Raw genomic sequence first — 24,891 nt, forward strand, 5'->3', positions numbered from 1 at the left:
CCGGGCCTCGGTGACGGGACCCGGCGCATCCGGTGCGGCGGTCGGCCGCCGCACCGGACATCTACTTAGGCTTCGTTGGACGCGATCAGGTTCTCCGCGTCGCGGATGAAGACGTCCTTGACCACCGTGTTGTTGACGGTCTTGGGGTCGTTCACCGCCTCGACGAAGCGCTCCAGCTTCTTGACGATCTTCAGCTTGTCGCGTTCGCGGCCCTTGTCCTCCGAGACCATGACCTTGGAGATCTTGTCCTCCAGCTTCGCGGCGCCGGTCGTCGACAGCGTGCCGGCCGTCTTGAAGGCGACGATCAGGGCGGAGATCTCGTCGGTGGTGGTGGTCGTGGTGAACTTCAGGGACTGCTCGAACGACGCGCCCGAGTGGGTCTCGGCGGTCACCGTCAAGGTGTGTTCGCCCAGGTCCAGCTTGTAGAGCTCGGTGACCGCGCCGGACGTCAGTGGCTGGTCATCCAGAACTCCGGTCACGGTCTTCACGCCGCTGCCGGTCACGTCCCAGCCGATCGTCAGGTCCTGGCTGTCGCCGTACGACCCGCCGTCCTCGACGCCCGAGATGAGGATGGTGTTGCCGGTCTGCGGGATGGCGCCGTACACCTTCATCTCGTAGATCGAGTAGCCCCACTGGCCGGCCTTGGTGACACCCTGCATCCGGATGAACCGGGTGTCGGCCTGAAGGTCGATGATGTCCGAGCCGCCGTTGCTGTTCACCTCGGTGAACGCGTCGGTCCAAGCCTGACCGTCAGGCGAGGTCTGGATCTTGTAGCCCTTGGCGTAGGAGTCCTCCCAGTCGATCGCGACGCGGTAGACGCGGTAGGTCTCCCCCAGGTCGACCTGGAGCCAGTTGTTCGCGGCCTCGCTGGCGCTCCAGCGCGACGAGCCGTCTCCGTCGAAGGCGGCCGCGGCGGTCTGCGAGGCGTTGGACGCCGACGAGGCGAGAGCCGTCTTGCCGAGGGCGATGTTGGGCGCCTCCTGGCCGTAGACCTCGAACTCGTGGATCGAGTAGCCCCACTGCAACGCCTTCTCGACGCCCTGCATCCGGACGAACCGGGCCTGGGTGTTCAGCGGGATCTTCTCGCTGCCACCGGCGCCGGCGTTCTGGGTGAACACGTCGGTCCAGCTCTGGCCGTCCATCGAGACCTGGAGCTTGTACTTCTTGGCGTACGACGCCTCCCAGGCCAGATCGACCTCGGTGAGGGCGTAGATGCCGCCCAGGTCGACCTGCACCCAGTTGGCCGGGTCCTCGCCTGCGGCCCAGCGGGAGACCGGGTCGCCGTCGAAGGCCTTCGCGGGGGCCTGGTCGGCGTTCGACTGCGACGAGGCGGTCGCCGTCTTGTTCAGGGCCAGGTTCACCCGCGAGACGTCGCGCAGGGTCAGGTCCAGCGTGACCGGCTGACCGGCCTTCAGCGGGACGATCCTGGCGATGCTGCCCAGCGGCGAGTTCTGCACCGTGGCGCCGGTGATCTGCTCGATGCCGGCGCGCTGGATCAGGGTGAGGTTCTGGTCCACGTCCGACGTCAGGGTGACGCGGGCCTTGTGGGTGTCCATGTCCCAGCTGAGCTGGTTGATGGTGAAGCGGCTCTTGCCCTTCAGGCCCGAGATGCTGCCCTTCTTCAGGCCCTTGGGGAGGGCCGGAAGCAGTTCCAGGGTTCCGGGGTCGGTAGTGGCCAGCATCTCCATCATGATCGTGGGCACCGAGTTGACCACGTCCGTGGCGAAGACGCCCTTGTTGTTGTAGTGGCTGGTCGCGAGGCTGCTGTAGTAGTAGTCGTCCTTCGCGAAGCGCATCAGTTTCGCGTTGACCGAGTCGGCGTTGTTGAGGTTGGCCGCGATGAGCGCGCCGTGCAGCAGGCCGTGACCGGCGTTCTCGTAGCTGCCGCCGTCCTTCCTCTGCAGGAAGACCTTCGCGGCGTCGTACAACCCCTTGTTCTTCTCGGGGGTCACCTCGCCGTAGGGCCAGACGGGCATCAGGCCGCTGGAGTGGCGGTGCTGGTAGGCGTTCTTGTCAGCCAGGTCGGGCCAGGCCCACTCGGCCAGGGCGCCGTCGTTGTTGATCAGGTAGGGCGGGAGGTTGTCGAGCTTCTCCTGCCAGAGCGCGATCTTGTCGGCGTCCTTGCCCAGGGTCTTGCTGGTCGCGATCAGGGTCTCCAGCGCGAACCGGGCGCCGGCGATGTCGTACACGGAGTTCACCGAGAGAGGCACACCGCCCGCCGGACGGTTCTCCGGAGAGATCGACCCGGCGAAGATGTACTTGCCGTTGGCGTCCTTCTCCTTGAGGAAGTCCTCGTAGAAGTCGCCCATGTCGCGGATCAGCGGGTAGTACTGCTGCTCCAGGAACGTCCGGTCACCGCTGATCTGGTAGTACTCCCAGAACGGGTAGAGCAGCCACGACTCGCCGCCCGTGACGTACTGGTACGGGTAGTCGAAGTTGATGTTGGAGATCAGGCCCTCGCCGTTCGGCGTGTTACCGCCGGTCAGCATGCCTCGGGTGCCCAGCAGCTTCTGGGCGTTGGTCCGGAAGTCCTTCTGCCAGGCCTTGTTGATGGCCCAGTAGCCCTGCATGACCTCGGGCAGGTTGCCGATGTTGCCACCGGAGATCTGCAGGTTGAGGTTGGCGTCGAGGTGGTAGTAGCCGTCCCAGCCGACGTTGCTGTCGCCGGTCCAGTTGCCGAGCAGGTCGGGCGGCGCGGTCGCGCTGCTCGATCCGATCAGGTGGTAGCGGCCCGAGTTGAACATCCGCTCGAACAGGGCCAGGTTGGGCGACGTCGCGGTCTTCTGCTCGGCGAGCAGGTCCTCGTTCGACTTCGAGCGGTCGGCGGCCGAGGCGCCGAAGTCGACGGCGACGCGGTTGAACATCTCGCTGTGCTTGGCGACATGGCGGTCTTTGAGAACCTGGTAGTCGCCCGGCAGCGCGGCCAGCTTGGTCTGGAGGAGGTTCTTGTTCCAGTCCTGCTCGGCCGGGACGCCGCCTTCGTAGGTGCCGTCGTAGCGCTGGGTCAGGGTCAGCAGCGTCACGTAGGTGGCGCCGGTGACCTGGACCTCGCCACCGACCAGCGTCTTCACGCCGTCGGTGATGACGCGGGTGACGCCCTCGTAGCCGGCGTTGTAGCTGCCGTTCGGGTACTTCACCCGCAGGTTCAGGTAGTCGACGGAGGAATTGTTCGTCGCCACCAGGCCCTTGTTGAGCAGGTTCATGCCCGGGTCGATCGACAGGCCGAGCCGCACGTCGAGCTTCTGGCCCGACGGCGCGGGCAGGTACTGCACGGCGACATGATCCGTCTGGGACACGAACGCGTCGCGCCGCCAGTCGCCCTTGTCGTCGGTCCAGTTCACCGAGACGACACCGGCCGAGTAGTCGGTCGAGCGGACGTAGTTGACGACCTCGCTGCTGCCGCCCACCTGCATGGTCATCTTGAAACCGGGGTGCTTCGAACCCTCGCCGCCGCCCTGGTAACCCTGGACGTCGGCCGCGAGCTGGTTGGCCTGCTGGTACTGGCCGCCGATCAGCAGGTCGCGGATCCGCTGCAGGTTGCCCGTGCTGACGGTGTTGAAGGTGCGGTGCGGACGGTTCTCCGACCGGGCCATGAAGAAGTCGCGGTCGGTGAAGACGGTCGTCTCGTCCCGCGGGTTGCCGAAGACGATCAGGCCCTGCTTGCCGTCACCGGCGAGCAGACCCTCCTCCCAATCCGCGTAAGTGCGAGGGTAGGTCGTGGAGATCGCCCGGGTAGCGGAGTTGCCCGGGGTCGTGAAGGTCCGGGTGAGACCGGGGCCCTCGACGGTGCCGACCGGCGTGACCTTGACGGTGTAGGTCTGACCTGCGGACAGACCGGTGAGAGCGAACGAACGCGCGTCGGCGCCCAGCGTCGCCTTCAGCGCGGTGCCGAGGTAGACCTTGTAGCCGGTCACGTTGCCGGACGCGGCGGGCCAGGTGGCATTGCCCGCGGTGCCCGTCAGGTTGGAGATGGAGAGCTGAGCCGAGACCGGCCAGGTCGGGCCCGTGTCGGCGGGCTTCGCCTTGCCGTACACCTCGAACTCGAACAGCGACAGGCCCCACTGGGTGGCCGCCTTGACGCCCTGGACGCGGAAGTGACGTCCCTCGACCGGCTGGGCGAAGGTGATCTCGTCGGTACCGCCGTCAGACGAGGCTGCGGTGTGCACGTCGGTCCACTGTGACCCGTCGGCCGAGGTCTGGATCTTGTACTGGGACGCGTAAGCCGCCTCCCACTTCAAAAGGACGCGATCGACGAGCTGCGACTTGCCCGTGTCGACCTGGATCCACTGGGTGTCACCGCCGTTGGAGCCCCACCGGGTCGCGTCGTTGCCGTCGAAGGCGCGGAACGCCGACCGGTCGTTCTGCGGCTGGCTGTTGTCCGGCCCGCTGCCGTCGTTCGACTGCGAGGAGGCCGTGTACGAGGAGGGCGCCAGGTTCAGCGCGATGTTGACCGGGACCTCCGGCTGCACAGGGGTGCCGTAGATCTCGAACTCGTAGATCGAATATCCGTAGGCGGTCTGCGGCAGCACACCCTGCATCCGGACATATCGCGCCTGCTTGCGGACCGTGATCGACTCGGTGCTGCCGGTCCCGGCGGTGGTCGAGAAGGCGTCGGTCCACTGCTCGCCGTCGTCGGAGAGCTGGAGCTTGTACGACTTCCCGTACGCCGCCTCCCACTGGAGGACCACGCGCGAGATGTCGTAGGTGTCACCGAGGTCGACCTGCATCCAGGCGTTCGGGTCGTTGCTGTGGTCGCTCGACCAGCGCGAGGCGCCGGAGGCGACGCCGTCGATGGCGTTCTTGGCGAGGTAGGTGCCGTCCTCGTAGGAGGCGGTCGCCTTGGCGGCGGCGTTCCGGGAGAGGTTGACCGGGGTGTCGGTCGGCGGAGCGGGGGGCTCCGGCACGGTCTGGCCCGCCGGGGGCCACAGCGTGAAGGAGTTGGCGCCCTGCGCGGCCTCGGCGAACGGCCCGGCCACACCGCTGAACGGCTTGCCGAAGAAGTCGGTGGTGACGTCGGCGGCGATCGACTCGTTCGCGAGCGGGATGACGCCGACGCGGGCGCGCGTGGCAGGCGTGTTTCCGGTGCCGCCGGTCAGGGTGAAGTCGAGCTTGACGTCCTTGTTGGTCGCGGCGACCTGGACGTTGCTCAAAGGACTGGAGTTGCCCTCTTTCACATGGGTCTTGCCGGTCGCGTCGACCGGCAGGGTCATGCCCTGGACCAGGTTGTTGTACCAGAAGAACTTCTGGACCGAGTTGACCGCGCTGGTCTCGTTCATCGTGCCGGGCTGGAAGTAGTAGTTGTCCCGGCCACCGCCGTCGACGGCGAAACGGCCGCTGTCGAGGAAGAGGTTGTTGGCGTAGACGATGCCGGTCGCGTCGAGCATCCGGATGTCCTGGGCGCCGATGAACACGTTGTTGTCGACCAGGATCGGCCCGTGGACGGCCTCGGCGTAGTAGCCCCACGGCGCGTTCATCACGATGTTGCCGGTCACGCGGACGTTCTGGTTGCCCCAGTCGGTCCAGATGCCGGCCGAGTTGCCGCCCTTGGAGTTCCTGACGTAGTTCCCCTTGATCAGGCCCTCGTTCATGTAGTGGACCTTGATCGGGGCTGTCTCGGCGCCGCTGAACTCACCGCGGTAGTTGGTGTCCTCGATCATGTTGTAGAGGAGCTCGGAGTTCCACGAGAACACACCCGCGATGCCCGACTGCCCGGCCTTGCCGATGTAGTTGTTCCGCACGATGTGCGAGCCGTACTTCGCGGTGTCGCGGAAGTTGGTCTTCGTGGTGCCCGGCCGGTTGCCGGCCCATTCGTCACAGCCGAGGCCGATGTCGATGGCGATCGTGCGGGCGTTGATGACCTTGTTCTGCTCGATGATCCAGCGCAGGCCGCCGTTGACGCTGATCGCGCCCGCCTGGCGGCGGTCGGGGCTGCTCGGGAAGTCGGAGTAGGTGCCGGCCGCGTGCTTGATCGTGAAGCCGTTGACGGTGATGTAGCCCAGACCCCACGCCTCCGGCGCGAAGATCTGGCGGCGCACGTTGATCTCGGCGAGCTTGGCGTTGGGGTCGGCGCCGTCGAAGTTGGCGTAGATCGTGGTGTTGCCGCCCCCGACCTCGGCGAACCAGGTGCCGGCCGCCGACGTGACCGCGCTCAGCGACGGCTTCTGGTAGTACGCCTGCTCGTTCAGGTAGACGTCACCGGCGCTGTAGCCGGCGAACGAGCCGCCCTCGCCGCCCTGCCACTGCTTGGCGGTGTAGGGGTTGAAGGAGCCGAAGTAGGTGTCGGGCAGGGTGACCTTCCAGACGTCACCGCTCTGCCGGCTCCAGGTGTCGATCTCCTCGGAGCCCTTGATCGTCACCTCGCCGTCACCGGCGTTGGTGTACGTGATGCGGGCGTCCTCGCCGGTGCCCCCGCGAGCCGGGCGGACCCACTCGCGGTAGAGGCCGGCGTGCACGACGACGGTGTCTCCGGGCTGCGCTTCCTGCGCGGCCTTGTTGATCGTGAGGTACGGCGCGGCGGAGGAGCCCGCGTTGGTGTCGTTACCGGTTTTCGCCACGTGGAGCTGGCGCCCGGCGGCCGCGTGCGATGGCGTCACCATCGTCGCGACCATGACGGCGCTGATCAGGCCGCCGAGTATGGCCTTGAGTCTCATGAATGTCCTTTGCGAGTCGGACCGGTGACCTCTCCGAAGGACCGGACCGATGCGTCGAGCAGGGGGGTGGGGAGAACGGCATGGCCGATCACATGACCGTCTCGGCGGGTGATTGCGAAGGTGTGGCTCTCGCCGGGGAGGAGCGTGACGAGAGCGTCGTCGACAATGAGCGCGTGCGGTTCGAGGCCGAGCGTCCCGGCGAGCCGGTCGGCGGCCACGCACACATCGCGCAGCGTGGTCACGGCGGTGACCGTGACGTTGAGTGCGCCGTCGGCGAAGGTGACGCCGACGGTCCGTTCGGGCCGTGGAGCGGTCAGCTCACGGTCGGGTCGATAAGTCCAGGTGGTACGTGTCCCGTCGGCCTCCACCACCAGCATTTCGGCGGCGGGGTCGTCGGGTGTCAGGTCGATGGCGTGCTTGACGATCCCGTCCGGCGGACAGGCGAGGTTCCTGGAAAGCCGGTCGAGTTCCCGGCCGTCCAGGCTCAGGAGACGGATGACCACTTCGGTCTCCCAGCTCTCCGACGTGTCGTTGACCAGCACGACCTCCAGGCCGGCGTCGCCGCTGGGGTCGTGCGTCGGGCCGGGATTCACCGGCTGCACGGTCACCAGCCGGGGGGCGAAGGCGTGGCGGAGGGCGTACCAGAGCGGCTTCTCGATGCCCGTGCTGTCGACGGCCGACCAGCTGATCACCGGCCAGCAGTCGTTGAGCTGCCAGACCACCGCGCCCGCGCAGCGTTCGCGCGACCGCAGCCACTCGACGCCCGCCGCGACCGCGCGGGCCTGCACCACCTGGGTGGCGAAGTGCCAGTCGGCGTCGGTGCGCGGCGCCGGCACGTGCGGCTGCAGGCCCCGGGTCAGCTTGTGCATGCCGTCGATGGCGCGCAGGTGGTGCTTGGTCAGCGGTGATTCGGGGCCGGGGTTCTCGCCGGGGACGACACGCTGCAGCGTGGTCCAGGCGGGCGGGCCGCACCAGCCCATCTCCGACACGAGCGACGGGTCGTGGTAGCGGTAGTGGACGTAGTCGCGCTCGTTCCAGGCGTCCCAGAGGTGGCTGATGCCGTGGGTGTCGACGGCGGGGTCGCGGTCGATCGTGCCCGACCAGGGCGAGTTGGGCACGTAGGGCCGGGTCGGGTCGAGCCGTTCGAGCACCTTGGGCAGCAGGTCCATATAGAAGCGGGCGCCCCAGCCGCGGACGCCCATCTGGTCGGCCCACCCCCAGTGGTGCCAGCCGAGCACGGTCTCGTTGCCGCCGCACCAGATCACGAGGCTCGGGTGGGCCGCCATCCGCGCGACGGCCTGCTCGGCCTCGGCGGTGACCAGCTCGACCATCTCGTCGTCCTCGCAGTACGCGGCACACGCGAAGAGGAAATCGTGCCATACCAGGACGCCGCGCTCATCACATGCGTCAAGGAACTCTTCGGTAACAAAGTGCCCACCGCCCCAGACCCGGAGCAGGTTCGCGTTCCCGGCGACGGCCTGGTCGATCCTGGCCGTCACGCGCTCGGGCGTGGCCCGGCTCGCGAAGGTGTCGTCGGGGATCCAGTTGTAGCCCCGGATCCTGACGCGCTGACCGTTCACCTTGAGGGCCCAGCGGGCGCCGAGGGAGTCAGGGGTCTCCTCGACCTCGACACTGCGCAGGCCGAATCGGGTCGTTCGGGCGTCGAGGGCGCCGAGGGTGACGTCGAGGCGGTAGAGCGGCTGGCCGCCAAGTCCGACGGGCCACCAGAGCTCGGGGTCGTCGACCTTCAGGACCAGGACCACCTCGTCGCCCTCGACGAAGCCGGTCGCCGCGCCCAGGGGTCGGCCCGAGGGGTCGGTCAGTTCGGCGCGGACCTCGGTGGCCTCGGGGGCGTCCACCCTCACATGGACCGCGACCTCGGCTTTTCCGTCGGCGAGCGTGACCAGCGGCCTGACATGGTCGATCCGGCCCGTGTACGTCTCCAGCCGGATGGCCCGCCAGATCCCGGCGGTGACGAAGTGAGGTCCCCAGTCCCAGCCGAAGTTCGCCGCGGCCTTGCGGACGTGCGCGTAGGGCTCGTCGTAGGGGCTGGGCAGCGGGCCGTGCTCGTGTTCGTGCGCGAGCGCGGCCTCCCAGGCGGAGGCGAACCTGACCTCCACGGTGTTCTCGCCGTCGACGAGCACGCCGTCGACCTGCCAGCGGTAGGCGAGGTGCTGGCTGCGGCCCCGGCCGATCAGGCGGCCGTTCACGTAGACGTCGGCGATGGTGTCGAGCCCGTCGGCGACCAGGTCGGTGCGGCCGCCGGGCGTCCAGTCGAAGGTGCGCCGGTAGACCCACTGCGAGTGGCCCACCCAGACCTGCGCGAACTCGTTCACCCCGACGTCGGGGTCGTCGAGCAGCCCGGCCGCCATCAGCGCGGTGTGCACCTCGCCCGGCACCGTGGCCGGGATCGTGATCGAGCGTTCCGGCCCCGGACCGCCGGCCCAGGTCAGTTCCCAGACGCCGCCGAGGTCGCGGCGAGTGGTGGTGGTCGTTTCTGTGGTCTGAGTCATCCCTTGACCGCCCCCGCGGTGAGTGCTTCCTGCATACGACGGTTCAAAAGCGAGTAGGCGACATACACCGGCAGCACCGTGAGCACGGTGCCGGCGGCGAGCACACCGAGGTTGGTGGCGTCGGAGACGAGCGTCGGAAGAGCGACCTGGACGGTCCGGACGTCCGGCGCGGTGCCGGTGATCGTCAGCGCGAACAGGTACTCGTTCCAGAAGGTGAGAAGTTGGAGGATGGCCACGCTGACCACACCGGGCATCGCGATGGGCACGTAGACGCGGGTCAGCAGCAGCCAGTGCCCCGCGCCCTCCATCGAGGCCGACTCCACCAGCGACGACGGCACGGTCAGCATGAACTGCACCAGCAGCAGCACCGACAGCGGCAGCGCGCTGGCCGGCAGGAACAGCATCTGGAACTCGCGGGTGCCGAACAGGCCGGTCTGGATCGCCAGCACGACCGTGGGGATCAGCGCCGCGAACGGCGGGATCAGGAACCCGGCCGAGAACGTGCCGGTGATCAGCTTGGACAGCCGGTTGTCGGTCCGGGCCAGCGCGTAGGCCGCCGGGATCGCCAGCAGCAGCGTCAGCACGATCGCCACGCCCGACACCAGCACCGAGTTGAGCAGCGCCCGGCCGAGCCGCGCGGTCTCCCACGCGGTGCCGAAGTTCTCCCACAGCCACTTGGCCGGCAGCGAGAACGGCCGGGTGAAGATCTCGATGTTGGTCTTCAGCGCGCTGACCACGAGGTAGTAGAGGGGCGCCGCCAGGATCAGCACGTACACCCAGGAAAGGACCGTCGCGAGCGGGCCACCCTTGCGCCATTTCATCGGGTGTCCTCCTTCGGCGTGCGGGACTTCCGCGTGCGGAACAGGGCCCGGATGAGGAACATCCCGGCGATCCCGACCAGGAGCAGCACCACGCCGACCACCTGGCTGTATCCGAGGTCGCGCTGGGAGAAGGCCTTCGCGTAGACCAGGTAGGACAGCGTCGTGGACGAGGTGCCGGGACCGCCCTTGGTGAGCAGCAGGACCAGCGCGGCCGAGGTGAACAGCGTCCAGAGGAACTGGAGCATCGTCAGCGTGCGGACATAGTCCTTGACCATCGGGAAGGCGATCCGCCACATCGTGCGGAACCGGCCGGCGCCGTCCATCTGGGCCGCCTCGATGACCTCGCCGTCGAGGCTGGCCAGCCGGGCCGCGAACAGCACCGCGGTCCAGCCCACGCCCCGCCACAGGTCGATCGCGATCAGGGCGGGCAGCGCGGTGGCGGGGTCGGCGAGCCACGCGGTGGCCGCGGAGTCGAGGCCGACGGCGCTCAGCAGGCCGTTGACGCCGCCGTTCGGGGACAGCACGCCGTAGAAGATCATCCCGGTCATGGAGATCGAGATGAGGCCCGGCGAGAAGTAGAAGACCGACAGGATCCGGTAGCCGCGCGGCTTGGTGTTCAGGTGGTAGCCGAGCATGAACGCCAGCGGGATCATCACCGGGATCGCGATGGCGACCTGGATCAGGCTGTTGCGCACCGCCGCGTGGAACGTCGGGTCGCCGAACACCTTGGTCACGTTGCCCAGGCCGATGTACGTGGGTTCGTACAGCAGCCCCTTCCACTTCAGCGTGGCGATCACGAACATCGCGACGAGGGGGCCGACCGAGAAGACGGCGAACCAGACCAGAGACGGAACGGTCAGCCAGAGAATCCGGGACGACGTGCCGGCACGGATGCTGGACGAGGACATACGAGCACGTTTCCTTCGAGCAGGAGGGGTGGGGCCGCCGCGGCGCACGGCGGCCCCAACTCTGGGAGGTGGTCCCTCAGGCCTGGGTGGCCTTGTCGAGGCCCTCGCAGATCTCCTGCGGAGTCGCCTTGCCGTAGGCCCCGGCCAGCACCGCGGTGATCGGGTCGGAGGCGGCGCCGATCCAGACGTCGGGCAGGACGGTGTACTCAACATTGGCGTCGAGACCGAGGCTCGACTTCAGCAGCGGGTCGGTGGCGAAGGAGGCGAAGTCACCGGTGACCGGGGGCAGGATGCTGGCGTCCTTGACGAAGTCGCCGACGGTCGGCTGGTCGTAGAACTTGGTGACCAGCTGCTTGACCAGGTCGATCTTCTCGGGCGAGGCGCCCTGCTTGGTGATCATGAAGCCGACGCCGGTGAAGCCCTGGTAGGCGGTCGGCTTGGTGTAGGCGGCCCCGCTCGGCACCGGGAAGCCGCCGAGCTCGGTCCGGGTCTCGATGCCGGTGCCCGACGCCTTCGACTCGGTGTACGCCCACGCGCCCGCCGACATGATCGCGGCCTTGCCGGAGTAGTAGGAGGCGTACATGTCGTCGGCGCTCAGACCCGCGACGTTGTCGACGAAGACCTCGGCGTCGCGCAGGTCGGTGAACAGCTTGATGCCCTGCTGCACCGAGGGCGTGGCGCAGTAGCCGCCCTCCTGCATGACCTTCTGCATCGTTCCCGCGTCGGTGTAGGACTGGGCGATCTGGTAGAAGAGCTTCTGGCCGGTCCAGTCGTTGCCGCCGACGGTGACCGGGCCGATGCCGACCGCGCGCAGCTTCTTGGCGGCGTCGATGAGCTCGTCGGTGGTCTTCGGCGTCGCGGCGACCCCGGCCTTCTTGAGCAGTTCGGTGTTGTACCAGAGCGGCCAGCTGAACCCGGAGAACGGCAGGCCCTGCAGCTCGCCGCCGGCCACCCCGCCCACGCGCCACTCGTCGAGCGCCTCGGGCTTCATCGAGGCTTCCAGGCCCCAGTCCTTGACGTACTGGTCGACCGGGACGGTCACACCCGCGTCGAGCCAGCCGATGGTCTTGTCGAAGAGGTTCACGATCACCAGGTCGGGCGACTTGCCGGCGGCGACCGAGGTCTCCACCTGGTCGTCGATGGTCTCCAGGCCCTCGGTGAGGTTGATCTTGATGCCGGTCTCGGCGGTGAAGGCGTCGAAGACGCGCTTCTGGGCCGCGGCGGCCGAGTTGCCGGCCGTCCACCGGGTGACGACATCGATGGAACCGCCACCGGCCGCCGGTGCGGAGGCCGGACCCGCCGCGGGCTCCTCGGAGGAGCCACAGGAGGCGAGGGCGAAAACGAGGGCTCCGGCGGCGAACGCGGCCACCCCGCGTGTCGCCCGAGGCGTGGTGCGGTGCATGGGGCTTCCTTTGCTTATGTTCCGGGGGGTGTCTTGTGTCCCTGGAGTTACTGCTGGGTTGCAGAGACATTGCTGAGCCTGCTGAACCACAGCAAACAGGACCGGACGCCCGCCCGTCAATAAGAAAGATTAGTAATCTATTAAATGCTCGAACCTCGGACCACGAAGGCCGCGGGCACCGCCCGGATCACCTTCGCCACGGTGCCGGAGAGGATCTCCTGCAGCTCCGCCCCGACGAGTTCGCCGAGGGCCTGCACGTCGTGGCTGACCGCGCTGAGCGGCGGCTCGGCCAGCTGGCACAGGGCGGAGTCGTCCCAGGCGACGAGCGACAGGTCATCGGGGACGGTTATGCCGATCTTCCCGGCTTCCTGCAGCGCGCCCAGCGCCATGACGTCGTTGTCGAAGACCAGGGCCGTCGGCCGGTCGTCCATCTCCGCGAGGGCCGCGACGGCCCTGACGCCGGCCGCCTCGGAGTAGTCGCCGTCGAACGTGGTCGTCCGGATGCCCTGTTCGGCCGCGACCTCGTCGAACGTCTGCCGCCGGATGATCGTGTGGGCCATCTCGGCGGGCCCCGCGACGTGGCCCAGATGCCGATGGCCGTTGGCGATGAGCTTGGCGACGACGTCGCGCATGGCGACCTCGTCCTGCGTCCAGACCGCCGACAGTCCTCCGGCGGTGACCGGGTCGCCGATCACTATCGCCGGCATGGCCAGCTCGCCGACCAGCTCGACCCGCTCGTCACCCGGCAGCAGGTCGATCAGGATGACGCCCTGCACCTGCCCTTGCTCCGCCCACGCCCGCATGCGCTCGGAGGCCTGCGCGACCGTGGCCACGACCTGCAACAACACCGGCACCCCGAGCGGCACGAGGATGCGTTCCATGCCCGCGATGAACTCGTGGAAGAACGGCTCGGCCCCGAGGACCTCGGCGTCCCGCACCAGCGCGAGCCCCACCGGCGTGCCCGCACGCGGACCAGTGAGCATCGATGTCCTCCTCGTGAACTAACCTCGTGCCCAGATGCCGCCGAGTGGCGGCAAGAATAGAGAGGCGGTCGAGCGTTGGCCAGGCGAGAGTCCGCGGCTGCGGGACCCGGGAGCCGTGCGCTCGTCGTCGACCTCATCCGGTCCGCGGGCCCGATCAGCAGGGTCGAACTCGTCGAGGCGACCGGGCTGACCCAGCCGACCATCTCCAACATCGTGCGCCGCCTGCTCGACGACGGCGTGGTGCGCGAGACCGGGGACACAGTAGCGACCGGCGGCAAACCCCGCACCATGCTGGTGATCAACTCGCGCTCAGCATACGGCGTGGGCATCCGCGTCGGCACCGACGCGTTGACGTGCGTGGTCACCGACACCCGGGGCGGCACCATCGGCCGCGAACTCGTCGCGGTCTCCGACGACCTGGTCACCCAGCTCGGGGCGCTCTATCTGCACGTGACCGGCGGCCTCGGCCTGGCGCCCCAGAGCGTGGCCGGTCTGGCCGTCGTCGCGCCCGGCCCCGTCGACGTGGCCCGTGGGCGCTTCCTCTCGCTGCCCGGCCTGGCCGAACTCGACCTGCGGCGCGAGCTGTCGGCCCGGCTCGGCGTGCCGGTGCTCCTCGACAGCGACGCGGCCGCCGCCGCCGTCGGCGAGTTCTGGGGCCGGCAGGTCTCGCGCGAGCGGACCTTCGGGTGCCTCTACATGAACTCGGGCATCGGTTCGGGCGTCGTCCTGGACGGAGCGCTCCAACGCGGGGCCAGCTCCAACGCGGGCGAGATCGGCCACGTGTCGGTGGTGCGCGACGGCGACCTGTGCCGGTGCGGGAACCGAGGGTGCCTGGAGCTCTACGCCGCCCCGGCCGCCTTGGTCGCCCGGGCCCGCGCGATCCCCGGGCTGGCCGAACGGCTCCTCATCAGCGCGGGCGACCCCGACGCGCGGGCGTTCGACGTCCTCGCCCGCGCCGCCATCTACGGCGACGACCAGGCGCGGGCGCTGATCGACGAGTCGGCCCTGCTGCTGGCCGACGGCGCGCTGACCCTGGCGAACCTGTGGGACCTCGACACCCTCGTGCTCGCGGGGCCGGGCTTCGCCGTCGCGGGGTCGCTGTATGTGAGCGAGATCCGGCGGCGGCTGGCCTCCCGTGCCTTCTCCCACCGGATCCACGCCGTCCAGGTCGACCTGTCGAGCAACCCCCGCGACGCGGCGGCCATCGGCGGCGCGGCCCTGGTGCTGCAGGGCTCGGTGGCCCCCGGCCACGGCCCGCAGGTGGCGGTGCCGCAGACCTGAGGATCAGGCGCCGGCTTCCTCGACCATCGTCCTTCGCTGGTTCTCCTCGTAGGCCTTGGGGTCTTTGAAGTATTCGTAGGCCCGGCTGGTGGCCTTGAGCACCGCCGGTCCGGCCGGTTCGGCGGGCCAGATCTGCAGGTAGTGGTCGTCGACGTCGCAGCGCTCCTCGTCGATGCCGCGCACGTGGTAGCGCAGCCGGTAGTTGCCGGGGCCGGCGGGCAGCGGCGGGAGGTGGCGCGCGTCCTCGTCGCTCCAGTCGAGAGCCCAGCCCGCCATCACCAACCGGCCCGACGCGGAGGTGTAGTCGATCTCCACGACGTCGTCATAGCCGTTCAGATCGGCACCCGGATCACGGTCGGAGACGGTCACCGTGAACGGGATGAGCCCCCACTGAGCGGAGATCCAGAAGTCGGCGATCCCGCTGTTCACCTCGACGTAGGCGACCTGCTGAGGTGTGTTGGGGGTGTCGCCCAAATCGTGTTCGAGCAGGTGGACCTGGCCGCAGTCTTCGACGTCAAGCTCCAAGCGGAGGGTCTGCATTCCGTCTTCAGTCATGGGCACGGAGCGTAGAAGACGCCACCGACAAACGCGTCGGTTACAGCTTCCCGGCGCGCGGGCCGTCCGGCGAAGCAACCTTTAAAATCATAAGGTGGCCATCGACCGGACAGTTCTCCTGCAGGGCGAGAAATCCACCACGGGAACGCTCGGGCTTAACCCCGGCCAAGAAGTCACATTCGGCCGTGGCACCGAAAGTCATCCTGTCGACTTTCCGCTGGTCCACCCCGAGGTGTCGCGCCTGGCCGGGTCCATCACGGCCGTTCAGGACTTCTGGCTGCTGACCAATTTCAGCCACGACTCCACGCTGGTCGTGGAGAATCCGGAAGGCGGCGGCGAATTCCTCAAAGTCGCCCCGGGAAGGGCCGCCGCACCCATTCCCTTCGAATTCGCGCGGGTCGTTCTCCCCGTCGCCGTGGGCGAGTGTTCGTTTCTCGTGTTCGCCTCGCAGCACAGTTTCGTCGACCGTGACCGCCCCCATCAGGGCGAGCCGACCTTGTCGATGTTCTCGCTCGACGAGACGGCGAAGTATTTTCTCGTCCTCGTCGCCCTCTGCGAACCGAGGCTGCGCGACTGCTCCTCGACGGTGATCCCGACCGTCCCGCAGATCCTCGACCGGATCGGCGGCACCGACCTGACCCGGGGCGGGGTCAACTTCCACATCGACTATCTGGCCCGCACGAAGCTCCGCGTCAAACCGGCCGAGGAGACCCGCAAGGCCGACTGGCAGCGGGCCTCACTGGTGTCGATCGCCCTGCGGTTCGACCTCGTCCGCGATGAGCACCTGAAGCTACTCGACGGCTGAACCGGGCAGATAGCGGTCCCGCGCCACGCGGACCTTCTCGACGTGCGCGCGGAACCGTTCGGGCACTCCGTTCTCCCTCCGGATGACATCGTCGGAACTGCGGAACGCCGCCGCCCCGAGCAGCCCCGGGTCGCCGGGCACCGACGACATCAGCGGCAACCGCATGCACAGATACCGCCCGATCGCCGGAATCGAGTCCTCCACCGTGAGGGGTAGCGAGGGGACGGTCCCGCGCCGGTCCATCGGCAGGTAGTACTGCAGGACGGCGGGGGTCCAGCGGGCGATGCCGTATTCGTTGCCTTCGGGGTCGGACAGGCCAGGATTGAAATCGCTCTCGGCCTTCAGCATCCCGGCGATCAGCGCCGGGCTGACTCCGGGTTCCTCGCACATCGTGCCGGCCTCGACGATCAGCTCCTTGTACTGGTCGGGGATCCCCGCCGCCGGATTCAGCCACTGAGCGTAGGGGTCGTCCGAGACGGCATTGGCGGTCGAGGCCGCCGTACACCCGAGCACGAGCAGGGCCGCCACCATCGACCTGGCCACCCTGAGCCGCGTGGGCGTCGTCGGGTCGGGCGCGCCGTTGAGCACCCGCGCCCGGTGCAGCAGTTCGAAGGCGGTCGGGCGCGACCTCACGTCGCGGTCGAGGCACGAGGCGATCCACTCCCGCCAGCCGTCGGGGATCGACGCGGGCAGATCGAGCCCCCGATGCCCCGCGGCGTACTCGGCCGCCGCGACGTAGCGCCCCCGCGCGGTCGGCGCGGCGAACGGGTATCGCCCGGTGAAGAGCTGGCAGGCCGTGACCCCGAGCGCCCAGATGTCGGCCGACGTGCGGACCGCGTTCCCCCGCACGGTGAGGGGCTCGCTCCATCGTTCCGGCGGCAGGTGGTCCATCGACCCGATCGGCGGCAGATAGCCGTGGGTGCCCTGGAGTTCGGCGCTCAGCCCGAAGTCGGCCAGCCGCACCGACCCGTCGGCCATCAGCAGGATGTTGCTGGGCTTCAGGTCGCCGTGCACCCACTTCTCGCTGTGCATGTGCGCGAGACCTTCGCAGATCTCGGCCAGGATGCGCGGCGTGTGGCGTACCGGCACGGGTTCCCGGACCAGCTCCGCCAGCGACCGCTCCGCCCGCTCGGTGACGAGCACACAGGCCCCGTCGAGCTCGGGCCGCGCTGCGTCGTCGACGGTGAGGATCTCGTGCAACCCGATGAGGCGGTCGTGCCGCAGCTGGTCGTGCAGCCGGATCTCGCGCTCGGTCATGTCCTGGAGATGACGCACCTGCCGTCGCGTGACCGTCCCGGTCGGCAGGAACTTCAGCGCCGACACCCGCCCGTCGCGCCGGCCTTCATAGACGCTGGCCCAGCTCCCCGACGCGATGGGCCGCGTGACCTCCCACTCCCCCACCCGATAGCCGTTCGGCACCGCCACAGCCCAAGCCTCATCGACCGTCACCTTGACACCGTCCCCGCTGGGCGCCGACAGATCACGGTCAGTCTGCCGCGCGAGCCCGGGCCGGTCCACGAGACACATCGCACACAAGTTCCCATCACAGCGCCCTGACCTGCCCTGTTGGGGTGTACGCCGACCGCAGACCTGGCGCGTACAGGCAACGTTCCCTAGAGCTTCTGGTGCAGCGAGAGCCATGACAGGCCGTCGCTCGGGCCGTCGGGGCGCCAGGCGATCGGCATCTGGACCAGGACCGACAGTCCCCGCCCCGGCGACGGCTCGATCTCGACCGTGCCGCCGTGCAGGACCACCTGCTGGTGGATCAACGTCAGGCCGAGGCCCGTGCCGGGGCTGCCGGCTCGGCGGCTGAAGCGGTTGAAGGCCTCCTGGTGCAGCTCGCGGGGCATGCCAGGGCCGTCGTCCGCTACGCGCAGCAGGGCCACGGTGCCTTCCACACGGACCGTCAGGTCGACGCGGACGGTGCCCTGTGGGCTGACGCCGTGGACGGCCGCGTTCTCCAGGAGGTTGTCGACGATCATGCGCAGGCCATCGGGCCAGCCTCTGACCATGGCCGAGTCGGGCAGGTGGGCGGCGAACCTGGCGTGGCGGTGCCTTCGGGTCGCCTCCTGTACGGCCACCTCGCTCACCCCCGCCAGGTCGACGTCCTTCAGCGAGTCGGGTTCCATCAGTTCGCCCCGGGCCAGCTGGCGGAGCATCGTGATGAGACGTTCTACCCGGGCCTGTTCCACGGCCAGGTCGCGGATGACGCCGACGCGTTCCTCGGGCGGCAGGTTCGGGTAGCCGAGCAAGGTGATGTTGCCGCCCATGCTCGTCAGCGGGGTGCGCAGTTCGTGGGCCGCGGTGGCGGCGAAGGCGCGGGCGGTCTCCAGTGCCTCGGCGGTGCGGTGGACGGCCTCGTCGCGGCGGTCGAGCAGGCCGTTGACCAGACCGGCGAGTTCGTCGATCTCGCGGGCGCGGGTCTTGCGGGTCAGCCGCCCGTTGCCGGCTCTTATGGCCCTGGTCAGGCGGGCGAGCGGGCGGAGCGCGAACCGGCCGAGGGCCAGACCCGCGACCGCCCCCACGGCCAGTGCGATCAGGGTGGCGATCAGGAGCTGGTCGTACAGATCACTGATTTGGGCGTCGAGTGGCCGCTGCTGTTCGAAGACCCACAGACGGCCCCGGCGGCCGAGGTCGGTGCTGACGTAACGCCAGGTCCCGGAGGTCGCGGGGACGGTCGAGGGGGTCGGCAGTTCCGGTGGGACGGCGCCGATGGTCAGCGGCTGGCCGCGGACGGGATCGACGTAGACGCCCTCGGCCGTCTCGCCCTCCGCCGGGCGGATGCGGACCGGGCGCTGCGCGTAGTTCACGGCGAGCGGGGTGAGCGACTGGAGCCGCTGGGTCAGGCGCTGGTCGCGGGCGGTGTACAGGTCTTCCACAGACAGGTGGACGATCAGCAGGCCCGCCCCGCCGACCAGCAGCGGGACCAGCAGAGCCACGCACAGCGCGAACCTGGTCGACAGTTTCATGACCTGACCCGGAGGACGTATCCCACGCCCCGGACCGTCTCCAGGATTCTCGGCTCGCCCTCGGCCTCGAGTTTGCGGCGCAGGTAGCCGATGAAGGTCTCGACGGCGTTGGCGGTGACCGCGAAGTCGTAACCCCAGACTCTTTCGAGCAGGACCTCACGGGACAGCACGATGCCGTTGTTCCTGGCCAGCACCTCCAGCAGGTCGAACTCCCGCCGGGTGAGGGACAACTGCCGGCCCCGGTAGACGGCGTCGCGTCCGTCGGTGTCGAGGACCAGGTCGCCGACCCTGACGCCCGAACCCACGGTCGTCGCGCCCGACCGGCGCAGCAGCGCGCGCAGCCGCAGCGCCAGTTCGGTGAGGTCGAACGGCTTGACCATGTAGTCGTCGGCGCCGGCGGTGAGACCGGCGACCCGGTCGGCGACCTCGTCGAGCGCCGACAGCATCAGGATCGGGACTTCCGAACCCCGCCGGCGCAGTTCGGCGCACACCTCGATGCCCGTCACGCCCGGCATCGAGACGTCCAGGACGATCGCGTCGACTCGATCGGCGATCTCCAGCGCGGCGTGGCCGCCGTCGGCCGCCTCCACGGAGAAACCTTCCAGCGTGAGCCCCCGCCGGAGCACCCGAAGGATGGCCGGGTCGTCGTCGACGGCCAGGATCCGGTGTGCGCCCATCTGCTTACCTCCTCCGACCGATATGTGGCCGGACCTGGCAGTTTAGGCCTTGCGGTTGACCGTGAAGGGGATCGAGGCCGGGTGCGCCTTCGTCTTGCCCAGGTAGACCTTGCCCAGCGGGAGGGTCTTGGTGTTGATGGTCAGGGCGGAGACGGTCAGGCTGTCGGCGCAGGAGGTGCGGAACGAGAAGCCGTCGATCAGGCCGTGGTTGACGACCTTGAACGAGATGCTGAGCTTGTCGGCGGACAGCACGACAGAGTCCTGCTTCTCCTCGAGCTTGACCCACTTGAAGTCGCGGATCGGGGTGTTCGAGGTGATCGTGCCGGTGTACGTCGTGGCCTTGCGCGGCTTCTTCTGGGTGATGCGCAGGTGGAAGCCGTTCTTGTCGTGCCAGAAGTAGTTGCCGGCCCGCGCCCCGGGGGTGAGACCCTTGGGCTTGCCCTGCACCTGGCCGATCCACGGCGCCTTCTCGCACGGGTTGGCGTCGGTCGCGGACGCCGGAGCGACGCCGACCAGGGTGGCGCCGGCCAGAGCCGCGCCGAGCAGAGCGGGAACGAGGGTGCTACGCCGCATGGGAGGGATTCCCTTTCGTGTGACCGGATGTTGCGCTCGGGACGATAGGGATCCTTCTTGGCAAGAACCTGAGATTTCAGTGGAAGAGGGAGTTCTTCGCGGTCGGCTCCGCGTCGCACCAGCCCAGCCCGCCGTAGATCGCACGAGACCTGCGGCGGGCCTTTCACTTGGGTACGAAGGTCAGGCGACCTGCGAGTTCGCGACCGTCCAGGTGTTGCAGTTCTTGGGGTCGCGCGAGTTGAAACCGCGGTTCATCCAGTACGCGATGCTCTTCGCCGTCCCCAGGGAACTGCTCGCCTCCCGTCCCTTCGCCCAGATGACGAACTTCCAGTCGGTCATGCTGCGGGGCATCGTCTTGTAGACGCTGCCGGTGAAGGCGCCGCTGAGACAGAGCCGCTGCAGCGCGCCGCGGCGGGTCAGGTCCTTGGCGCTTGCCTCGTCCAGGCCGGGAGCGGCCGCGCCGACCGCCTTGGTGATCCCGGTGAGGACCTGGACGTGGTAGCCGTAGAGGCCGGCCATGCTGGTGAAGATGTACAGGTCGTCCGGCTTCTGGCTGAGGATCCGCCGGTCGAGGGCGAACACGATCGTCCCGTTCTTCTCGCAGTAATTGTAGATCCAGTTCCATTGCCACTTCCGGCCGCAGTACTGAGCGGGGTTCCGGGTGAGCAGCGAGAGCTTGGGCTTCTTGTAGGTGACGCCCGCCTTGGCGAGCTGCTTGGACCAGACGCGGTCGAGGCACCCCGCCACGAAGGTGAGGTAGGCCTTGGCGGTCGGCACGTGGTCGGGCCGGGATATGGGTTTCTCCGCACAGGAGGAGCGGGGGATCGTTCCACTCGTGTAGAGGACGTTGCCGGTGAGCTGGGGGTCGTCGACAGGGTCGGCGTACGCGGGCGTGCTGAGCCCACCGAGGGCGACTGTCACGACCAGCGCGGAGATCAGAATTCGTCGCACAAGTCCAAGATCGTGACGGCCCGCCGAAGATCACACAAGACCTTTTCTTACGAAGATCAGGCGACCACTGAATTCGAAGCCGACCAGGTGTCGCAGTATTTGGGATTGCGCGTGTTGAAGCCGCGGTTCATCCAGTGCGCGATGTTCTCGGCGGTGCCCGCCGTCTCGCCTTCGAGCGCCGTCCACTCGCCCACGAGGTATTTCCACTCGGACGACCTGCGCGGCATCGACCGGAAGACACTCCCCGTGAAGGCCCCGGTGAGACAGAACGTCTGGAGGAAAAGGCGGCGGAGGACCTCGTCCTGCGCGGGGTCACCGTCTTCCGGCCACGCCCTGTAAAGAGCCTTCTGGATGCCGGTGAGGTACTGCACGTGCTCGCCATATCTGCTGGAGACCGCGGTCCAGAGCCACAGGTCGTCGGGATCGACGTTGAGCAGGGTCCGGCCGAGGACGAAAAGGATCTCCCTGTCGTCCTCGCAGTAGTCGTCGTAGGCGCCCTTCTCCCACGTCAGCCCGCAGTAGCGCGCCGGGTTCTTCGTGAGCAGCCTGAGCTTGGGCTTGGTGAACCTGACGCCCGCCTTGGCGAGCTGCTTGGACCAGACGCGGTCGAGACACCCCACCAGGAAGGTGACGTAGGCCTTGGCGGCCTTCACGTCGTTGCGCCGTTCGATCGGCTTCTCGGCGCAGGTCGAACGGGGAATCACGCCACTCTTGTAGAGGGCGTTCCTGGTGAGCTTGGGGTCAGCGGAGGGATCGGCATGGGCGGGAGTGGCCGCCACCAGGGATAAGACCAGGGCGGGGATCAGAATGCGTCGCACAAGATCTACATCGTGCCGGAAAGGGCCCATGGCGGAAACGCGCCACGGGCCCTTTCGCGGGTACGAGGTCACGCCACCAGCGAGTTCGAGGCAGTCCAGGTGTTGCAGTATTTGGGATTGCGCGTGTTGAAGCCGCGGTTCATCCAATACGCGATGCTCTTGGCGCTGCCGAGGATGTCACCGCCGCCGTATTTGGCGTGCTCCTTGACGATGAACGTCCACTCGGACGCCTTGCGCGGCATCGACTTGTAGACGCTGCCGGTGAACGCACCGGTGAGACAGTTCGCCTGCAGGAAGATGCGGCGGAGGGTCTCCTCGAAGCCGGGGTCGCTCTCCTCCGGCATGACGCTGTAGGAGGCCGCCTCGATTCCGGCGAGATACTGCACGTGCTCGGAGTATCGGTCGGCGACCGAGGTCCAGATCCACAGGTCACTGGGGCCGAGGTTGAGAACGGTCCGGTCGAGGACGACGAGGATCTCCCTGGTGTCCTCGCAGTAGTCGGCGAACTCGTCCTTCGACCACTTGAACCCGCAGTACCTGGCCGGGTCCTTGGTGACCAGCTTGAGCTTCGGCTTCTTGAACCTGATGCCCGCCTTGGCGAGCTGCTTGGACCAGACCTTGTCGAGACACCCCGCCAGGAAGGTGACGTAGGTCTTCGCGGTCGGGGCGTGGTTGCGCCGTTTGATCGGCTTCTCGGCGCAGGTCGAGCGGGGGATCGTTCCACTCGAATAAAGGACGTTCTTGGCGAGCTTGGGTTCTTTGACGGGGTCGGCGTGGGCGGGGGTCGCGAGACCCGCGAGGGCGACCGTTAAGACCAGGCCGGGGATGAGGGTTCGTCTCACAAGTTCACATAGTGCCAGATATGGGCGTAAACCCCATCAGTCACGAAGGACCCGTGGCACAAATGGGCCACGGATCCTTTTCTCCTCGGTACGGATCAGGGACTGGTGCAGGTCAGAGCAGGTGCGGCGGCCGCACCGTTGACGGTGAAACCGAACGTGGTGCTCGCGTCGGCGGCGAGGTTGCCGTTGTAGTTCTCGTTCTTCACGATGACGTTCTGACCGCTGCCGGAACGCACACCGTCCCACAGCAGGAGATGTTGTCGCCCGCGCCGAGCGCCTTGTAGACCTCCGCCCCGGCCAGGGCCGCGACACTGGCAGAACGTAGGTGAAATCATCAGCCCCGACGAGCTTCAGGCAGAAAATTCTCGACGTTTAAGATCGTTGGATGTACTGGGACCCCCTGCCTGAAGCGCTCGAACGGATCGCGGTCGACGATTACATGCCCCATCTCCTCGGCGGTAGGGACCACTTCCTCGGCAAGTGGGAGGAACGTAACCGGCTCAATGTGCCCGGCCCGTTCTACGGAGCCGAGACCGACACCTGTTTGTGCGGACCAGTCGTGGCACCACGCCACGTGTTGTGTGACGACGAGGGGCAGGAGTTCGTCTACCGGCAACCGGGCAGCGCCGACCAGGTCCAAGCGGTTCTCGACGCGGCCTGGTCGGACCCGATCGCCGGCTACGCCCGCGACGGGGATGAGCACTGGACACCCGAGTCGGTGCGGGAGTGGTGGGCCCGGCGTTCTCAGGTTCAGGAGCTCGCCGGACGGCTCGCGGAGACGTACGGGAACAGCGACTGGGATTGGGAACGGGAGCAGGTGCCCGCCTGGCGGGACTTCGCGGCGTCGATCTCCGGTGGAGAGCTGGAAGGCTACCTCCGGGACTATCTGTTCTGGCTGGCCGAACGGCGACAGCCCCGGGAAGGCGAGCCTCTGCCTGAGCTGTGACGGTCAGGCGACGTTCTGGAGCTGGAGCCGCCGGGCCATTCCCCCGTCGGACGGTCATGTCGTGCTGAGGTGATCATGGAAGAAGCTCACGGAAACTACTCCATGCTGCGAGCCAGCGTTCAGCAGCTGGCCTGGATAGCGGACGAGCAGATCACCTGGCTGAACCGGCAGCTGCCGGTCGACGAACTCGCTCTCGACTACGAGAACTTCTACGGCGCGGCCTGGTGGTCACGTGACGAGGGCTGGATCTCCGCCGAACTCGACGCCGTCCTCGCCGCCATCGACCGCCTGCTGGACAACCTCACCGACGAGGGCGAAGACGCCTGGACCGAAGAGGCCCTGAAAACGAATCCCGGCTGGGCCAGAACCCGGGAGCTCGCCCGGCAGGCGCTCGCCCTCATGCCCATACGCGATCGGCCGTGACGCCGTCACGCTGCGCGGATCATCTTGAGCAGCGTCTCGTGTGTGTCCCGGTCGGCTGAGACCAGCAGTCCCTCCCCCGTCTCGAACGGCTCGCCGTTGAGGCTTGTCACCACGCACCCGGCGGCGCGGCACACCGCCAGACCGGCCGCGAAATGCACGCTGTCCCGCTTGTCCCCGTCGCTCAGATACGCCGCTCGCCGCCCGGCCGCCACCCACGCCAACGCCAACGTGGTCGACAGGACCCGGGGGCCGAAGCGCTCGCCGAAGCCTGGCGCCGTGAACACGCCCAGCAGGCCGGCGAAGGGCGGATCCATGTTCAGGTCGACCAGCTTGGAGTCCGGTGACGGCGTGAGCGGGTCGCCCCCCAGGTAAGCCCGCGCACCATCAGTCCAGAAGACCTCGCCGCTGATCGGGTCGGCCGCTGCGGCGGCCACGTCCTGGCCGTGAGAGCGCAGGGCCACGTTGACGGCGATCAGCGGGGTCTGGGCGGCGAAGTTCAGGGTTCCGCACAGGGGGTCGACCAGCCAGACCCGGTCCGACGAGCCGATCAGGCCGCCTTCCTCACCCAGGAAGGCGTCGTCGGGGCGGTGGTCGCGGATGACGTCCAGGATGGCCTGTTCCGCTTCCAGGTCGGCCACTGTCGCGAAGTCGACGGAGGATTTGTCGTATCTGGGCACTGGCTTGCCGTAGTAGGAGCGGACCACGGCGGCGCCGGCCTCTGCGGCGGTGACGGCGACTTCTGCATCGGAGAGGGTCATGAGTCCATGATGATCG

General features: G+C 68.1%; 20 protein-coding genes. 4 read left to right on the forward strand and 16 right to left on the reverse strand.

Going from position 1 to position 24,891, the window contains the following annotated elements:
- Positions 1-65: 65 nt before the first annotated feature.
- The 6 genes from AW272_RS41475 to AW272_RS37600 form a co-directional block, all read right to left on the reverse strand.
- Positions 66-6,650 (reverse strand): discoidin domain-containing protein, encoded by a 6,585-nt coding sequence (locus tag AW272_RS41475; protein ID WP_083959109.1) that lies wholly within the window; start codon positions 6,648-6,650, stop codon positions 66-68.
- A complete protein-coding gene (locus AW272_RS37580) occupies positions 6,647-9,163 on the reverse strand; it encodes a glycoside hydrolase family 2 protein (protein WP_083959110.1) in 2,517 nt (838 codons plus the stop codon). The genes AW272_RS41475 and AW272_RS37580 overlap by 4 nt, the downstream gene beginning before the upstream one ends.
- Complete coding sequence (locus tag AW272_RS37585; RefSeq protein WP_066375291.1) at positions 9,160-9,984, reverse strand: carbohydrate ABC transporter permease; 825 nt, start codon at positions 9,982-9,984, stop codon at positions 9,160-9,162. The genes AW272_RS37580 and AW272_RS37585 overlap by 4 nt, the downstream gene beginning before the upstream one ends.
- Positions 9,981-10,892, reverse strand: a complete 912-nt coding sequence (locus AW272_RS37590) for a carbohydrate ABC transporter permease (protein ID WP_083959111.1) — start codon at positions 10,890-10,892, stop codon at positions 9,981-9,983. Before AW272_RS37590 ends, AW272_RS37585 begins: the two co-directional genes overlap by 4 nt.
- A 76-nt stretch (positions 10,893-10,968) precedes the next feature.
- The gene (locus tag AW272_RS37595; protein WP_066375294.1) at positions 10,969-12,294 is read right to left on the reverse strand and encodes an ABC transporter substrate-binding protein; all 1,326 of its coding nucleotides are present in this window, start codon (positions 12,292-12,294) and stop codon (positions 10,969-10,971) included.
- Between the two features lie 140 nt (positions 12,295-12,434).
- Entirely contained in the window at positions 12,435-13,277 is an 843-nt protein-coding gene (locus tag AW272_RS37600; RefSeq protein ID WP_218011202.1) for a LacI family DNA-binding transcriptional regulator, read from the reverse strand.
- Between the two features lie 75 nt (positions 13,278-13,352).
- Between AW272_RS37600 and AW272_RS37605 the strand changes: the two genes are divergently transcribed.
- On the forward strand, positions 13,353-14,558 hold the full coding sequence (locus AW272_RS37605) for an ROK family transcriptional regulator (RefSeq protein ID WP_066375299.1): 1,206 nt from the start codon (positions 13,353-13,355) through the stop codon (positions 14,556-14,558).
- A 3-nt stretch (positions 14,559-14,561) separates the two neighbouring features.
- On the opposite strand, the gene AW272_RS37610 is transcribed toward AW272_RS37605, so the two are convergent.
- A complete protein-coding gene (locus tag AW272_RS37610) occupies positions 14,562-15,113 on the reverse strand; it encodes a hypothetical protein (protein WP_157519229.1) in 552 nt (183 codons plus the stop codon).
- Between the two features lie 94 nt (positions 15,114-15,207).
- Between AW272_RS37610 and AW272_RS37615 the strand changes: the two genes are divergently transcribed.
- Positions 15,208-15,918, forward strand: a complete 711-nt coding sequence (locus tag AW272_RS37615) for a serine/threonine protein kinase (protein ID WP_169807712.1) — start codon at positions 15,208-15,210, stop codon at positions 15,916-15,918.
- On the opposite strand, the gene AW272_RS37620 is transcribed toward AW272_RS37615, so the two are convergent.
- The 8 genes from AW272_RS37620 to AW272_RS46350 all read right to left on the reverse strand — a co-directional run bounded on the left by AW272_RS37620 (position 15,904) and on the right by AW272_RS46350 (position 22,954).
- Entirely contained in the window at positions 15,904-17,367 is a 1,464-nt protein-coding gene (locus AW272_RS37620; protein WP_066375483.1) for a serine/threonine-protein kinase, read from the reverse strand. The two genes, AW272_RS37615 and AW272_RS37620, sit on opposite strands and share 15 nt — an antisense overlap.
- A 164-nt stretch (positions 17,368-17,531) precedes the next feature.
- On the reverse strand, positions 17,532-18,887 hold the full coding sequence (locus AW272_RS37625) for a sensor histidine kinase (RefSeq protein ID WP_066375304.1): 1,356 nt from the start codon (positions 18,885-18,887) through the stop codon (positions 17,532-17,534).
- Entirely contained in the window at positions 18,884-19,564 is a 681-nt protein-coding gene (locus tag AW272_RS37630) for a response regulator transcription factor (protein WP_066375306.1), read from the reverse strand. Before AW272_RS37630 ends, AW272_RS37625 begins: the two co-directional genes overlap by 4 nt.
- A 42-nt stretch (positions 19,565-19,606) precedes the next feature.
- Positions 19,607-20,137: a hypothetical protein gene (locus AW272_RS37635; RefSeq protein WP_066375309.1), complete on the reverse strand. Its 531-nt coding sequence runs from the start codon at positions 20,135-20,137 to the stop codon at positions 19,607-19,609.
- A gap of 180 nt (positions 20,138-20,317) precedes the next feature.
- Positions 20,318-21,088 carry a neutral zinc metallopeptidase gene (locus AW272_RS37640; protein ID WP_066375311.1) on the reverse strand — a complete coding sequence of 257 codons (771 nt, stop codon included), beginning with the start codon at positions 21,086-21,088 and terminating at the stop codon, positions 20,318-20,320.
- Positions 21,089-21,144: 56 nt separating this feature from the next.
- Positions 21,145-21,906: a neutral zinc metallopeptidase gene (locus tag AW272_RS37645; protein WP_066375314.1), complete on the reverse strand. Its 762-nt coding sequence runs from the start codon at positions 21,904-21,906 to the stop codon at positions 21,145-21,147.
- Between the two features lie 68 nt (positions 21,907-21,974).
- On the reverse strand, positions 21,975-22,748 hold the full coding sequence (locus AW272_RS37650) for a neutral zinc metallopeptidase (RefSeq protein WP_066375316.1): 774 nt from the start codon (positions 22,746-22,748) through the stop codon (positions 21,975-21,977).
- A 95-nt stretch (positions 22,749-22,843) separates the two neighbouring features.
- A complete protein-coding gene (locus tag AW272_RS46350; RefSeq protein ID WP_245657921.1) occupies positions 22,844-22,954 on the reverse strand; it encodes a hypothetical protein in 111 nt (36 codons plus the stop codon).
- A 179-nt stretch (positions 22,955-23,133) separates the two neighbouring features.
- On the opposite strand from AW272_RS46350, the gene AW272_RS37655 reads away from it, so the two are divergent.
- Together AW272_RS37655 and AW272_RS37660 are read left to right on the forward strand one after the other, a co-directional pair.
- A complete protein-coding gene (locus AW272_RS37655) occupies positions 23,134-23,694 on the forward strand; it encodes a hypothetical protein (RefSeq protein ID WP_083959114.1) in 561 nt (186 codons plus the stop codon).
- 75 nt (positions 23,695-23,769) lie between these two features.
- Positions 23,770-24,117 carry a hypothetical protein gene (locus tag AW272_RS37660; protein ID WP_157519231.1) on the forward strand — a complete coding sequence of 116 codons (348 nt, stop codon included), beginning with the start codon at positions 23,770-23,772 and terminating at the stop codon, positions 24,115-24,117.
- Between the two features lie 5 nt (positions 24,118-24,122).
- Here the strand turns inward: AW272_RS37660 and AW272_RS37665 are convergent, their stop codons facing one another.
- On the reverse strand, positions 24,123-24,875 hold the full coding sequence (locus AW272_RS37665; protein WP_066375320.1) for an inositol monophosphatase family protein: 753 nt from the start codon (positions 24,873-24,875) through the stop codon (positions 24,123-24,125).
- Between the last annotated feature and the right edge of the window lie 16 nt (positions 24,876-24,891).

Source organism: Herbidospora mongoliensis (assembly GCF_001570545.1).
Lineage (GTDB): Bacteria > Actinomycetota > Actinomycetes > Streptosporangiales > Streptosporangiaceae > Herbidospora > Herbidospora mongoliensis.

Excerpts from the sequence above, each read along its gene's own strand:
- AW272_RS37625 (WP_066375304.1), bottom strand. The coding sequence starts at position 18,887 with ATGAAACTGTCGACCAGGTTCGCGCTGTGCGTGGCTCTGCTGGTCCCG.
- AW272_RS37590 (WP_083959111.1), bottom strand. The coding sequence starts at position 10,892 with ATGTCCTCGTCCAGCATCCGTGCCGGCACGTCGTCCCGGATTCTCTGG.
- AW272_RS37635 (WP_066375309.1), bottom strand. The coding sequence starts at position 20,137 with ATGCGGCGTAGCACCCTCGTTCCCGCTCTGCTCGGCGCGGCTCTGGCC.
- AW272_RS37595 (WP_066375294.1), bottom strand. The coding sequence starts at position 12,294 with ATGCACCGCACCACGCCTCGGGCGACACGCGGGGTGGCCGCGTTCGCC.
- AW272_RS37580 (WP_083959110.1), bottom strand. The coding sequence starts at position 9,163 with ATGACTCAGACCACAGAAACGACCACCACCACTCGCCGCGACCTCGGC.
- AW272_RS41475 (WP_083959109.1), bottom strand. The coding sequence starts at position 6,650 with ATGAGACTCAAGGCCATACTCGGCGGCCTGATCAGCGCCGTCATGGTC.
- AW272_RS37665 (WP_066375320.1), bottom strand. The coding sequence starts at position 24,875 with ATGACCCTCTCCGATGCAGAAGTCGCCGTCACCGCCGCAGAGGCCGGC.
- AW272_RS37630 (WP_066375306.1), bottom strand. The coding sequence starts at position 19,564 with ATGGGCGCACACCGGATCCTGGCCGTCGACGACGACCCGGCCATCCTT.
- AW272_RS37655 (WP_083959114.1), top strand. The coding sequence starts at position 23,134 with ATGTACTGGGACCCCCTGCCTGAAGCGCTCGAACGGATCGCGGTCGAC.
- AW272_RS37610 (WP_157519229.1), bottom strand. The coding sequence starts at position 15,113 with ATGACTGAAGACGGAATGCAGACCCTCCGCTTGGAGCTTGACGTCGAA.
- AW272_RS37600 (WP_218011202.1), bottom strand. The coding sequence starts at position 13,277 with ATGCTCACTGGTCCGCGTGCGGGCACGCCGGTGGGGCTCGCGCTGGTG.
- AW272_RS37660 (WP_157519231.1), top strand. The coding sequence starts at position 23,770 with ATGGAAGAAGCTCACGGAAACTACTCCATGCTGCGAGCCAGCGTTCAG.
- AW272_RS37585 (WP_066375291.1), bottom strand. The coding sequence starts at position 9,984 with ATGAAATGGCGCAAGGGTGGCCCGCTCGCGACGGTCCTTTCCTGGGTG.